Raw genomic sequence first — 12,805 nt, forward strand, 5'->3', positions numbered from 1 at the left:
GATCCAGGAACCGTACGAGGAAGAAGGCGAAGCGGACGTGCGCATCCATCCCGGCAAGGACGATCTCGAGGAGCTCACCGCGGCGTGGACCGGTGAGCGCTTCGGCTCGGGCCGGCCCCGCGTGCCCGACGAGGTGCTGGCGAGCCTGAAGCTCGCCACCACGGAGGAGGCGTGGGGTCACCTGTTCCAGGCCGGGTACGTGCGCCAGTTCGCGGGCGACTGGCGCGAGACCCACCCGGGCACCGTCATCGTCGGGCGGGCCGTCACCGCGCAGTTCCTCCCGCACCGCCCCGACTACGACGCCGTGGTCGTCGCCGCGGGCGCCCGCGAGGGCCACATGGAGGGCGACCGGCAGAACTCCTGGGTGATCGAGACCCTCGAGAACGGTGACGTCATGGTCGTCGACATCTTCGGCAAGGTCGTCGAGGGCACGGTCGTCGGCGACAACCTCGGCACGGCGGTGGCCAGCCGCACCGGCGTGGGCGCGGTGATCGACGGCGGGATCCGGGACCTGCAGGGGCTGGCGCAGCTGCCGGGCGGGGTCAACATCTTCCACCGGGCCGTCGACCCCACCCCGATCCGCGGTGTCACCCTCGCCGGGATCAACATCCCGATCCGGATCGGCGGGGCCACCGTGCTGCCGGGCGACGTCATCCTCGGCACCCCGACGGGCATCGCAGTGATCCCCGCCCACCTCGCCGCCGACGTGGCCGCCACCAGCGAGGACACCCGCATCCGGGACGTCTTCGGCAAGCAGCGGCTGTCCGAGCGGCGCTACACCAGCGCCCAGATCGACGTCCCGACCTGGGCGGACGACATCGAGGCCGACTTCCAGCAGTGGCGCAAGGAGAACGCGTGAGCACCGACACCAGCACGAGCACGATCAGCGAGGAGTACGTCAGCACCGCGTCGCGGCCCAGTGATCTGCGGATCACGGACGTGCGGGTGGCCAACCTGCACGGGGTGCCGTTCCGGTCGTCGATCATCCGGATCGACACCAACCAGGGCCTCGTCGGCTGGGGCGAGGTGCGCGACCAGGCGAGCGCCACGTACGCGCTCGTGCTCAAGAGCCGGATCGTCGGCGAGAACCCCTGCAACCTGGACAAGGTCTTCCGCAAGATCAAGCAGTTCGGGCACCACGGCCGGCAGGGCGGTGGCGTGTCCGGCATCGAGATGGCGCTGATGGACCTGGCGGGCAAGGCCTACGGCGTGCCGGCCTACGCCCTGGTGGGCGGCAAGTTCCGCGACACGGTGCGCTGCTACGCCGACACGCCCTCGCTGGCCGACCCGCACGAGATGGGCGAGCGGCTGCTGGAGCGCAAGAAGCGCGGCTTCACCATGCTCAAGATGGACGTGGGCATCTCCCTGCTGTGGGACGTGCCCGGCACCCTCGTCGCACCGCCCGGCGCCCGCGAGGACGTCAGCACGATGCACCCGTTCACCGGCATCCAGGTCACGCCGAAGGGCGTGGACTACCTGGCGAACTACGTCGACACGGTGCGCTCGATCGTCGGCTACGACGTGGCGATCGCGGCCGACCACTTCGGCCACATCGCGCTGGACTCGTGCATCCGGATCGGCCGGGCACTCGAGCCGTTCACGCTGGCCTGGATCGAGGACCTGATCCCGTGGCAGTACACCGACCAGTGGCGCCAGCTCACCGAGGCCGTGGCCGTGCCGACGTGCACCGGTGAGGACATCTACCTCACCGAGGGCTTCAAGCCGCTGCTCGACGCCGGCGCGATCCGCGTGGTGCACCCCGACCCCGCCACCTCCGGCGGGATCGCCGAGACCAAGCGGCTCGGGGACTACGCGCAGGAGCGCGGCGTCGCGATGGCGCTGCACCTCGCCGCGTCCCCGGTGGCCACGATGGCGTGCGTGCACCTCGCGGCCGCCACGGAGAACTTCCTGGCCCTGGAGCACCACGCCGCGGACGTGCCGTTCTGGAGCGACCTGGTCACCGGCCTGCCGCGGCCGCTGATCCAGGACGGCTTCATCACGGTGCCCGACACCCCGGGCCTGGGCTTCGGCGACATCAACGAGGAGCTCTTCCGCCAGCAGCTCGACCCGCGGGACCCGGTGTTCTTCGCCGAGACCACCCACTGGGACAACGAGACGAGCCACGACCGGCTCTGGAGCTGAGTTGCGGATAGCGATCACGGGCGCGGCGGGCCGGCTCGGCCGGCACGTCGTCGCCCGGGCCCTGCGCGCCGGGCACGAGGTCGTCGCGAGCGACCTGCCCGGCGTCGTGGGGGCCCCCGACGAAGGCGTGGAGTGGCGGCCCGCCGACCTCACCGACGTGGACGAGGCGCGGGCCGCGCTCGCGGGCACGCAGGGCGTGATCCACCTCGGTGGGCTCGTGCACCCCCGCTACCCGGAACCCGAGGTCCACCGGGTGAACGTCAACGGCACCTACCACGTGCTGGTCGCCGCGGAGGAGCACGGGCTCGAGGGTGTCTGCCTCGCGTCGAGCATCAACGCGATCGGCGGGGTGTACAGCGCCGAGCCGCGCTACGACTACTTCCCGGTGGACGAGGACCACCCGACGTACGCAGAGGACGCGTACAGCCTGTCGAAGTGGATCGTGGAGCAGCAGTCCTCTGCGTTCGCCCGCCGCCGACCCGACGTCGCGTTCTCGGCGCTGCGCCTGCACGGCCTGCGCGACGACGCGGCGTCCGCCCGGTCGGACGGCGACGACGACGGGCGCAGGCGCAAGGACCTGTGGGGCTGGGTGTCGTTCGACGCCGCGGCGGCCGCCTGCCTGCTCGCCCTGCTCCGCCCGACGCCCGGCCACGCGAGCTACCACATCGTGGCGGACCGCACGATCACGCCGACCCCCAGCACGGAGCTCGCCGCGCGCTGGTACCCCGGGGTGCCGCTGCGGACGCCGATGGCGGGGAACGCCGGGTTCTACGCGACGGCGCGGGCCACCGCCGACCTCGGCTGGGACCCCGCGGTCGACCATCCGGAGATCGGCCCCGGCGAACGGTCCCGCCTGCCGGCCTCCGCCTGAGCGCGTCCCGGGGAGCACCGCTCCCCGGGACCGTCAGCGCCTGTCGCGGTCCTCGGTGATCTGCTCGGGCCAGATGGCCTGCCCGGGCAGCTGGTCGTGCTGCTCGCCCGCCCGCAGGCTCTCGAGCAGCAGTGCCATGCAGCGCTCGGAGGCCAGCTGCGCCGTGGCGCTCGGGTCGATGGTCACCGGGTGCGACAACAGGGCGAACATCACAGCGACGTCGCCGGTGCCGACGTCGGTGCGCAGCGTGCCCTCCGCCTGCGCCCTGCGCACCACACGGTCGAGCAGGTCGACCATGTGCTTGCGGGCCTGCTCGGCGTCGCGCTCCTTCTTCAGCACCGCGTGCATGTGCGGGTAGGCCGTGAGCAGCCGGAAGGACAGCCGCAGCTCCTGGGACTGCCGCAGGATGCGCACGAGCGCGTCCCACGCGGAGGCCTCCTCGCTGACGGCGGCGGTGGCCTCCGCGATGGCGTGGTCGAAGTTGTTGATCGCCACCGCCCTGATCAGGGCCTCCCGGTCGGCGAAGTGCCGGTACAACGTGCCCGGGGCGACGCCGGCCGATCGGGCGATGTCCTCGGTCGGTGCCTCGGGTCCGTGCGTGGCGAACCAGGCCTTCGCCGCGGCGACGATCCGGTCGCGGTTGCGGCGTGCGTCAGCCCGCATACGAGGCTCCGGCGCATCTCCCACGGCCGTCCTTTCGGTCCTGGTTCTCAGCGTTCTATCAGCACGGAGCGCACTTTCCCATGATCGGGGGTCCTTCGTTCGAGTGAAGCGGTATCTGCGAGACTGCTCTCTCGTTTCCAGAGCGTGGTGATTGTGCCGCATCAGCGGGAGGGGAGCGTGCAGCAGATGAACCGTCGGCGTGTGCCGACTGGACGGCTGCGGCGGATCGGCGCAGCGGGGTGTGGGGCCCTCGCCGTGCTGCTGGTGGCGTCCTGCACGAGCGAGGAACCCGGGATGCCGACCACGGCCACCGTCCAGCGGGCCGCGGTGACCAGTGGCGTGTCGGCCACCGGGTCGATGACCGCGGCCACCCAGCAGAACATGGGCTTCCCCAACGGCGGCCAGCTCACCAACGTCTTCGTCAAGGTCGGCGACCGCGTGGAGCCGGGCCAGGTGCTCGCCACCATCGACGACTTCGCCTTGCGCCAGGCGCTCAACCAGCAGCAGGGGCTGCTCGCCTCGCAGCAGGCCGCCCTCGACCGGCTGATCAACTCGCCGGTGGCCAGCGGCGCGCAGGACTCGCTGTCGGCGGCCCAGGAGATCCTGGACAAGACGCGCAAGCAGGCCGACGAGGCCCTCGACGCGGCCGAGCAGGAGATCGACAACGCCAAGCGCAAGCTGGACATCGACAAGAAGGCGCTGGACAAGGCCGAGGACAAGCTCGAGGCCGACAAGCGGGCGTGCGGTGACGACGACGACTCGCCGAGCACCAACTCCCTGAACGACAGCGGTTCGGCCAACCGGTCCGGCGGCAGCGGTTCCGACGGCAGTGGTACCGGCAGCAACGGGTCGACGGGCAGCCGCGGCAGCGAGGGCGCCCGCGACGACGACGATGACGACGACGAGGACGGCAGCACCACCAACTCGTCCTACGGGATGGGCAGCTCCAGCCGTCCGCTGGTGTCGCTGTCCAGCCCGGCGGCGACCAACCAGGCGGCCTGCTCCGCGATCCCGGCCGACAAGCAGGCCGTCGTGCAGGCCAAGCAGCAGGTCGTGATCAGCCAGAACAACGTTCGGACGGCGGAGAAGCAGCGCGACAACCAGCGGGCCAGCGGTGAGCTGTCCATCGCCAACGCCGAGCAGGGTGTCGTCAACGCCCGCAACAACGCCGACTCGGCGAAGTCGGACCGGCCCTTCGACATCGAGGAGCAGCGCGGCTCGGTGGTCAGCCAGCAGGCTGCTGTGGCCGCGGCGCAGCGCGACCTCGACAACGCCACGCTGATCTCGCCGGTGGCGGCCACCGTCTCGGCGGTCAACGGCGTGGTCGGGGAGTACCTGGCCCCGAGCAGCGGCACCAGCGCCCTCGCGCCGGGCAGCCAGGCCGGCATCCCCGGTGTGGACTCGGCCTCGCCCGCGCAGGCGGCGGCCGGGGTCGCCGCCAACCCGGCCCGGCCCGGAGGCACCCAGTTCCTGGTGCTCGACAACATCGACGCGTTCCAGGTGGTGGTCCCGTTCAACGAGGCGGACGCCGCGAGCATCGTGCCGAACCAGAAGGTGAACGTGTCGGTCGACGCGGTGCCCGACGTCACGCTCGAGGGCACGGTGCTGTCGGTGGCCCCGACGGGCACGGCCATCTCCGGGGTCGTCACCTACTACGCCACGATCGTGGTCCAGAAGTCGGACCCGCGGCTCAAGGACGGGCAGACGGTGCGCGCCACCGTCGTCACCGAGGAGCTCGACAACGTGCTCACCGTGCCGAGCGCGGCGGTGCGCCAGGAGAACGGACGTCCCACAGTCACCACTGTCGACGCCGACGGGACCCAGCGGTCGGTGCCGTTCGAGGCGGGCAAGGTGGGAGCGGACCGCACGCAGGTCCTCTCCGGCCTGCGCGAGGGGCAGCAGGTTCTGCTGCCGGCCGCCCGGTGAACGAGCGGATACTCGAGGGCGGGAGGAATTCGGTCGATGTCTGAGGGTCCGATCACAGAGCCGGTGGCCACCGTGAACAACGGCACCGCCGACGGCAAGAGCGGCGACGCCGCGAACAGCACCACCAACAACGCGAACAACAGCACGAACGCCGCGGGTGACGGCGCCGAGCCGAAGCAGAAGCGGCAGATGTCGCGGGGCACGCGGATCGCCCTCGTGGTGATCCTCGTGATCGCGGTGGTGGCCGGTGGTGGGATCACCGCCTGGTACTTCATCGACGCCCAGCGCTACGTCACCACCGACAACGCGCAGATCGACGGCGACCAGATCTCGGTCAACGCGCCCACCAGCGGCACCGTGATCGACTGGCGGGCCACCCAGGGCGCGCAGCTGGAGCAGGACAAGGTGGTCGGGCGCATCCGCATCCAGGGCGCGTTCGTCCAGCCGGAGATGCCGGTGCGCGCGCCGGGCAACGGCACGGTGGCGATCAACAACGCGGTGGAGGGCACGTACGTCACGGCGGGCACCCAGCTGGCCGTGGCCTACGACTTCTCCAAGATCTTCGTCACCGCCCGCGTGGACGAGACGGACATCGACGACATCCGCGCGGGCCAGGTCGTCGACATCGACGTCGACGCGTTCCCGGGCCACGAGTTCCGCGGCACGGTGCGCGAGGTGCAGGGCGGCGCCGCGGGCGTCTTCTCGATCTTCCCGGAGTCCAACACCTCGGGGAACTTCCAGAAGGTCACCCAGGTGATCCCGGTGAAGATCAACATTGAGAACCCGGAGGGTTTGGCGATCGTTCCCGGAATGAACGTCACCGTGCACATCCACAAGGACTGAACGGTGACGCAGGCGGCGGCCCCGGCCCGCGCGGACGCTCCCGCGGAGTCCCGGGGTTGGCTCCTCCCGCTCCTGGTCCTCGTGTCCGGCATGTTCATGTCGGTGCTCGACACGAGCATCGTCAACGTGGCGATCCCGAAGATGCAGAGCATCTTCGGGGTCACCGCGGACGACATCGAGTGGATCGCCACGTCCTACACGCTCGTGCTGGGCGTGATCGTGCCCGCGAGTTCGTGGCTCGCCAACCGGGTGGGGATGTCGCGGCTGTACGTCATCTCCCTGCTGGCCTTCGCGGGCGGCTCCGCTCTCTGCGGCGTCGCGTGGGACCTCGACAGCATGATCGCCTTCCGCGTGCTGCAGGCCATCCCGGGCGGCGTGCTGCCGGTCGTGAGCCTCTCGATGCTCTACCAGATCGTGCCCAAGGAGCGGATCGGCAGCGCGATGGGCATCTACGGCCTCGGCGTCGTCGTCGCGCCCGCCGTCGGGCCGACGCTCGGCGGCTACCTGGTCGAGTACGTCGACTGGCGGCTGATCTTCTTCATCAACGTCCCGGTCGGCGTGCTGGGCGCGATCGCGGCCTTCCTCCTCCTGCCCGCCTTCACCGGCCAGCCGGCGGGCCGGTTCGACTTCCTCGGATTCCTGACGATCGCCACCGGCCTCTCGGCGCTGCTGCTCGCGCTCTCCGAGGGGCAGTCGTGGGGCTGGACCGCGTACCCCACGGTGATCCTCATCGTCCTCGGGGTCGTGTGCCTCGCGCTGTTCGTGGTGATCGAGAACGCGGTCGAGAACCCGCTGCTCGACGTCAGGGTGTTCCGCGTCTGGCCGTACACCAACTCCCTGCTGCTGATCTCGGTGCTGTCGATCGGCCTGTTCTCCGTGCTGTTCTACATCCCCGTCTACCTGCAGCAGGCCCGCGGGCTCGGGGCGTTCGAGGCCGGGTTGCTGCTCATGCCCCAGGCGCTCGTGATGCTGGTGCTGATGCCGGTGGCGGGGCAGATCTACGACCGCATCGGCGCCCGCGTGCCCGCGGTGGCCGGCCTCTCGATCATGGCCGTCGCCACCTTCATGATGCGGGACCTGACCGCCGTCACGTCGCAGGGTGAGATCGTCTCGCTGCTGTGCCTGCGGGCCTTCGGCACCGGCCTCGCCATGATGCCGATCATGACCGGCGGGATCTCGGCCGTGCCGCCCACGATCGTCAGCTCGGCGAGCGCGTTCAACAACGTCGTACAACGCGTCTCGGCAGCGCTCGGGCTCGCGGCGCTGACCGCGTTCATGACCATCCAGCAGGCCCAGCTGGGCGCCGACCGCGGCGGGCTGATGAGCTCCGACCGGATGCCGGCGCTCGGCGGCGGCCAGGACGGTCAGGTCCTCGGCACGATGATGGTCTACCGGCAGACGAACACGCAGGTCTTCGTGTCGGCGCTCGACGACGTCATGCTCATCACCGCGATCATGACCGCCGGTGCCGTGGTGCTCGCGTGCTTCCTGCGCCACGGGCGCAGCGCGTCCGCGGGCGGCGGACCTGCCATGGTCGACTGAGGGGTCACTGAGGCGGCGCGGAACCCGGCGGGGGGCTCCGCTCGTCCAACACCCGGGAGCGCGCCACGAGGGCGCGCGCGTCGTCCGGGAGGTCCGGTGACCACAGCGCCAACGCTGCCCGTCCACATGCAGCGCAACGGCTTCGACCCCGCGCCCGAGCTCACCGGGATGCGCGACGGGCCGGGCATCGAGCGGATCCGCAACGCGTTCGGCACGGAGGCCTGGCTCGTCACCCGGTTCGCCGACGTCCGGGAGGTGCTGAGCGATCCGGAGCGCTTCAGCAACGCGCGCCTGCCCGCGCGGTTCGGGCGGCCGGACGGCACACCGGAGGTGAGCCCCGAGGAGATCGCCCGGATGCGGGCGGGCAACCTCCTCGCAGCCGACCCGCCCGAGCACACCCGCCTGCGCCGCATGCTCACCCCGGAGTTCACGGTGCGGCGGATGCGCAGGCTGGAGCCGCGCATCCGGGAGATCGTCGACGAGCACCTCGACGCGATGCAGCGGCACGGCCCGCCCGCCGACCTGGTGGCGGAGTTCGCCCTGCCGGTGCCGTCGCTGGTGATCTGCGAGCTGCTCGGCGTGCCCTACGCCGACCGCGCGGACTTCCAGGCGCGCACCAACCGGGTGCTCGACCTGAGGATCCCGGCGGAGGAGCGGATCCGCGCGTCGCGCGAGTCCCGCACCTACATGGCAGAGCTCGTCGCCGGTGCCCAGGCCGACCCGGGCGAGGACATGCTCGGCATGCTGGTGCGCGAGCACGGCGACGACCTCAGCACCGACGAGCTGATCGGGATCGCGTCCCTGCTGCTCATCGCCGGGCACGAGACCACCGCCAACATGCTCGGGCTGGGCACGCTCGCCCTGCTGCGCCACCCTGACCAGCTCGCGCTCGTGCGCGACGAGCCGGAGCGCGTCGACGCGGCCGTCGAGGAGCTGCTGCGCTGGCTCACCATCGTGCACACGGGCACCGCCAAGGTCGCCACCGTCGACACCGAGATCGCCGGGCAGCCGATCGCGGCGGGGGACGTCGTCATGTGCGCGCTGCCCGCGGCCAACCGCGACCCCGAGCTGCGCCGCGACCCCGAACGGCTCGACGTCACCCGGGGCGGTGTCGGCCACGTCGCCTTCGGGCACGGCATCCACCACTGCCTCGGCGCGCCGCTCGCCCGGATGGAGATGCGAATCGGCTTCCCGGCCCTGCTGCGGCGCTTCCCCGGCCTGGCCGAGGTGCCCGGCACCGCGGGGTTCCGCAGCTTCCACGTCATCTACGGTCTGACGTCCCTGCAGGTGACGTGGTGAAGGGGGACCTGGTGGCCGGGGTGCACGTGCATGCGGACCGCGACGTCTGCATCGGAGCGGGGCTCTGCGTCCTCACCGCGGGCGCGGTGTTCGACCAGGACGACGACGGGATCGTGGTGGTGCTCGACGAGCACCCCGCCGACGCCGCGGCGGCCCGCGACGCCGTGGCCAACTGCCCGTCGGGCGCGTTGTCGCTCACCGAAGAGGGGTGACGCGCGCGGCGGAACGGCTGGTCTGGGCCGTCGAGACGCTGGGCGTGCGCCCGGACGACCGTGTGCTCGAGATCGGCTGCGGCCACGGTGTGGCCGTCTCGCTCGTGTGCGAGCGCCTGGCAGGCGGGAGCGTCCTCGGCATCGACCGGTCCGCCACGATGGTCGAGATGGCGCTGCGCCGCAACGCCACGCACGTGGCGGCCGGGCGGGCGGCGTTCCAGGTGGCGGCGCTGCACGAGGCCGACCTCGGCGAAGCCCGCTTCGACCTCGCGTTCGCGATCCACGTCCCGGTGCTCCTGCGCGGCGACCCGGCCCGCGAGCTCGCGGTCGTGCGCGCCCACCTCGCGCCGGGCGGCCGGTTCGCGCTGCCGTTCCAGCAACTCGACCCCGCATCCACCGAGCCGACCGTCGAGCGCCTCGCCGGGGTGCTGGAGGCGGGTGGGCTCACGGTGGTGGAGCGGCACGTGGCCGAGCTGGCGAGCGGGCGGGCCGGGTGCGTGGTCGCGCGCCCGGGCTGAGCGCGCGATCATGTCGGGCGTGACCGACGGCGATGTGGCAGTGGTGACGGGTGCGGGCTCGGGCGTGGGGCGGACGGTGGCCGCCGCCTTGCTCGACGCGGGGTACCGGGTGGCGCTCGCGGGGCGGCGGGCGGCGCCGCTCGAGGAGACGGCAGGTGGCCGGGAGGAGGCGCTCGTGGTGCCCACCGACGTCGGGGACGCGGGGTCGGTGGCCGCGCTCTTCGCCGCGGTGCGCGAGCGCTGGGGCCGCGTCGACCTGCTGGTGAACAACGCGGGCACGTTCGGCCCGTCCGGCACCCCCGACGAGGTCCCGGTGGACGAGTGGACCTCCACCGTCACCACCAACCTGACCGGGTCCTTCCTCTGCGCGCGGGAGGCGTTCGCCGCCATGCGCGCCCAGGACCCGCAGGGCGGGCGCATCATCAACAACGGCTCCATCTCCGCGCACGTGCCGCGTCCCGGCAGCGCCGCCTACACCGCCACGAAGCACGCGATCACCGGCCTCACCAAGTCGATCGCGCTGGACGGGCGCCCCTACGGCATCGCGTGCGGGCAGATCGACATCGGCAACGCCGCGACGGACATGACCGCCGGCATCGCCAAGGGCGCGGCGCAGGCTGACGGCAGCGTGCGCCCGGAACCGACGTTCGACCCGAAGCACGTGGCCGACGCCGTGCTGCTCATGGCCCGGCTGCCCCTGGACGCGAACATCCCGTTCCTGACGATCACCGCCACGACCATGCCGTTCCTCGGGCGCGGCTGACGTCTCACCCCGGCGGCCGGTCCGTGACCTCGATGCCCAGCGCGCCGAGCAGGCCGGTAGCCAGCGGGACGATCTGGTCGGGGCCGATCCGCGCGCCGCGCAGCGAGAGCACCCCGCGGACGTCGTCGAGGGTGGACCCGTGCAGGTCGGTCTCCCGCAGCCGCGCCGCGTCGACGGTGGCCTCGCCGAGGTCGCAGCCCAGCAGCGCGCAGTGCTCGGCGTCGAACTCGTACAGGTCGGCGCCGTGCAGCGACGTGTTCTCGACCAGGAGGAACCTCGCCCTCGCCATCCGGAACCCGGCGAGGTCGGCCGTGCTGTCGGTGATGCGGACGTCGGTGAGGTGCGCCCCGTCGAACGACGTGCCGGTGAGCCTGCAGTCGGTGAACACCACCCGCCGCAGCACCGCCTCGTCGAACCGCGCACCGGTCAGGTCGCAGCGCACGAACTCCACGTCGCGGCACTCCAGGCCGGAGAAGCGCACCCCGGCCAGCCGCCCGCCCGTCCACCGGCTCTCCTGGATGCGCAGGTCGGCCACGTGGCCGGGCAGCTCGACCTCCGGCCCCGCCTCGACGCAGTCCCACACCTCGTCGCCCGCCACCCCGGCGGGCGCGGGCTCCAGCACGGCGGGCAGGCCCGGCGGGTCGGGCCTGCGCTTGCCGCGACGGTGCCTGCTGCCTCGGGGAGCCACGCGCCGACCGTAGGGGGTGGGCCCGACGGTCCGTCGCCATCCACACGGACGACATCGACGTCAGCGCTCTCCGCGCGCATCCGAGGAACGCTCACGTCGATCTCGTGGTTGTGGATGCCCGGGCGCGGGTGAGTTGGGCAACGATCAGCTCGGGTCGGCGGAACCTCGGCCGGTGCGTCCCGCGGCCCGCACGACGCACCGAGCACCTCGGCGGCCGAGTAGCCGGACAGCACTCCCGTCCCCTCGACGTAGCGGTAGGCCGCGAGCGAGTGCAGCTCCAGGTCGGGCGGACGGCCCGGGGACGCCTTCACGTACGTGTCGGGGAACAACCGCTCGAACCGCGGGCCGCGCAACGCTCCGGGCGTCACGAGCCCCGCCGTGATCGCGGCCGACCCGCGGAACGCCGTCGGCCACCCGGGGACCACGCTCACCCCGGTGAGCATGCCCCGGTCGGCAGGCCTGCGAGGCCCGTTCCGAGACATCCACACCGGCGAGATCGACCTGAGCGCGCCCCGGCGCCGGGCCGACGACACTCAGGTCGATGTCGCCCGTGTGGACGGTCAGTGCGTGCGCACCATCCCGCCGTCGCAGCGGACCTGCTCGCCCGTGACGTAGGAAGCGGCCGCGCTCGCCAGGAACGTCACGACGGCGGCGAACTCCTCCGGGGTGCCGTAGCGGCGCGCCGGGATCGCGGCCTTGGCCTGCTCCCGCACCTCCTCCTCGCTCTTGCCGGAGCGCTCGGCGTTGGCCCGGTCGAGCACGCCGACGCGGTCGGTGGCGATGCGGCCCGGCAGCACCATGTTGACGGTGACGCCGTCGGCGGCCACCTCGGTGGCGAGGGTCTTGAGGTACCCGGCGAGGGCGGCGCGGCCCGCGTTGGACGCGACGAGGCGGTCGATCGGGGCCTGCACGCCGCTGGAGCCGATGGCGACGATCCGGCCGAAGCCGCGCTCGCGCATCCCCGGCAGCACCGCCCGGACGAGGCGCTGGTGCGGCTGCACGAGCAGGGAGACGGCGTCGGCGAGCTGTTCGGGGGTGAAGTCGACCGCGACGCCGGGCGGCGGGCCGCCGCCGTTGAGCACCAGCACGTCGACGGGGCCGAAGTGCTCCTCCGCGGCGCCGACCAGCGTGTCCGTGGCGGTGGGGTCGGTGAGGTCCACCTCGACCCCGACCGCGGCCGGCAGCTTCGCGGCCTCCTCGCGCACGAGTTCGCCGCGCCGCCCACCCAGCACGACGTTCGCCCCTTCGGCGGCGAGCGACCGGGCCACGGCGAGGCCGAGTCCCGAGGTCGCGCCTGGCACGACAGCGGTGCGTCCCTTGAGTCCGGTGTCCATGCCG

General features: G+C 72.3%; 13 protein-coding genes. 10 read left to right on the forward strand and 3 right to left on the reverse strand.

Annotated elements, in window-relative coordinates; all coding sequences use genetic code 11:
* Positions 1–37 precede the first annotated feature (37 nt).
* From ACFPL3_RS08430 to ACFPL3_RS08440, 3 genes are read left to right on the forward strand one after another with little or no spacing between them, the layout of a single operon-like run.
* A complete protein-coding gene (locus tag ACFPL3_RS08430) occupies positions 38–859 on the forward strand; it encodes an RraA family protein (protein WP_343943222.1) in 822 nt (273 codons plus the stop codon).
* Positions 856–2,142: a mandelate racemase/muconate lactonizing enzyme family protein gene (locus ACFPL3_RS08435; protein ID WP_343943221.1), complete on the forward strand. Its 1,287-nt coding sequence runs from the start codon at positions 856–858 to the stop codon at positions 2,140–2,142. Before ACFPL3_RS08430 ends, ACFPL3_RS08435 begins: the two co-directional genes overlap by 4 nt.
* Position 2,143: 1 nt before the next feature.
* Positions 2,144–3,013, forward strand: coding sequence for an NAD-dependent epimerase/dehydratase family protein (locus tag ACFPL3_RS08440; protein WP_343943220.1), 870 nt, complete (start codon positions 2,144–2,146; stop codon positions 3,011–3,013).
* A 33-nt stretch (positions 3,014–3,046) separates the two neighbouring features.
* On the opposite strand, the gene ACFPL3_RS08445 is transcribed toward ACFPL3_RS08440, so the two are convergent.
* Positions 3,047–3,676, reverse strand: coding sequence for a TetR/AcrR family transcriptional regulator (locus ACFPL3_RS08445; RefSeq protein WP_343943219.1), 630 nt, complete (start codon positions 3,674–3,676; stop codon positions 3,047–3,049).
* Positions 3,677–3,862: 186 nt separating this feature from the next.
* On the opposite strand from ACFPL3_RS08445, the gene ACFPL3_RS08450 reads away from it, so the two are divergent.
* From ACFPL3_RS08450 to ACFPL3_RS08480, 7 genes are all read left to right on the forward strand, one after another.
* A complete protein-coding gene (locus ACFPL3_RS08450; RefSeq protein ID WP_343943218.1) occupies positions 3,863–5,602 on the forward strand; it encodes a permuted SH3 domain-containing protein in 1,740 nt (579 codons plus the stop codon).
* A 36-nt stretch (positions 5,603–5,638) separates the two neighbouring features.
* Positions 5,639–6,445, forward strand: a complete 807-nt coding sequence (locus ACFPL3_RS08455) for an efflux RND transporter periplasmic adaptor subunit (RefSeq protein ID WP_343943217.1) — start codon at positions 5,639–5,641, stop codon at positions 6,443–6,445.
* A gap of 3 nt (positions 6,446–6,448) precedes the next feature.
* Complete coding sequence (locus ACFPL3_RS08460; protein ID WP_343943216.1) at positions 6,449–7,987, forward strand: DHA2 family efflux MFS transporter permease subunit; 1,539 nt, start codon at positions 6,449–6,451, stop codon at positions 7,985–7,987.
* Between the two features lie 96 nt (positions 7,988–8,083).
* Positions 8,084–9,286: a cytochrome P450 gene (locus ACFPL3_RS08465; protein WP_379588672.1), complete on the forward strand. Its 1,203-nt coding sequence runs from the start codon at positions 8,084–8,086 to the stop codon at positions 9,284–9,286.
* A 20-nt stretch (positions 9,287–9,306) separates the two neighbouring features.
* A complete protein-coding gene (locus ACFPL3_RS08470; protein ID WP_343943314.1) occupies positions 9,307–9,498 on the forward strand; it encodes a ferredoxin in 192 nt (63 codons plus the stop codon).
* Positions 9,495–10,016, forward strand: coding sequence for a class I SAM-dependent methyltransferase (locus ACFPL3_RS08475; protein ID WP_343943215.1), 522 nt, complete (start codon positions 9,495–9,497; stop codon positions 10,014–10,016). The genes ACFPL3_RS08470 and ACFPL3_RS08475 overlap by 4 nt, the downstream gene beginning before the upstream one ends.
* Before the next feature lie 10 nt (positions 10,017–10,026).
* A complete protein-coding gene (locus ACFPL3_RS08480) occupies positions 10,027–10,779 on the forward strand; it encodes an SDR family oxidoreductase (protein ID WP_343943214.1) in 753 nt (250 codons plus the stop codon).
* A 4-nt stretch (positions 10,780–10,783) separates the two neighbouring features.
* On the opposite strand, the gene ACFPL3_RS08485 is transcribed toward ACFPL3_RS08480, so the two are convergent.
* Entirely contained in the window at positions 10,784–11,467 is a 684-nt protein-coding gene (locus ACFPL3_RS08485; RefSeq protein WP_343943213.1) for a pentapeptide repeat-containing protein, read from the reverse strand.
* Between the two features lie 560 nt (positions 11,468–12,027).
* Positions 12,028–12,801, reverse strand: coding sequence for an SDR family oxidoreductase (locus ACFPL3_RS08490; protein WP_343943212.1), 774 nt, complete (start codon positions 12,799–12,801; stop codon positions 12,028–12,030).
* Positions 12,802–12,805: the final 4 nt, after the last annotated feature.

Origin of the sequence: Pseudonocardia zijingensis, assembly GCF_042657305.1 — a bacterium.
GTDB lineage: Bacteria > Actinomycetota > Actinomycetes > Mycobacteriales > Pseudonocardiaceae > Pseudonocardia > Pseudonocardia zijingensis.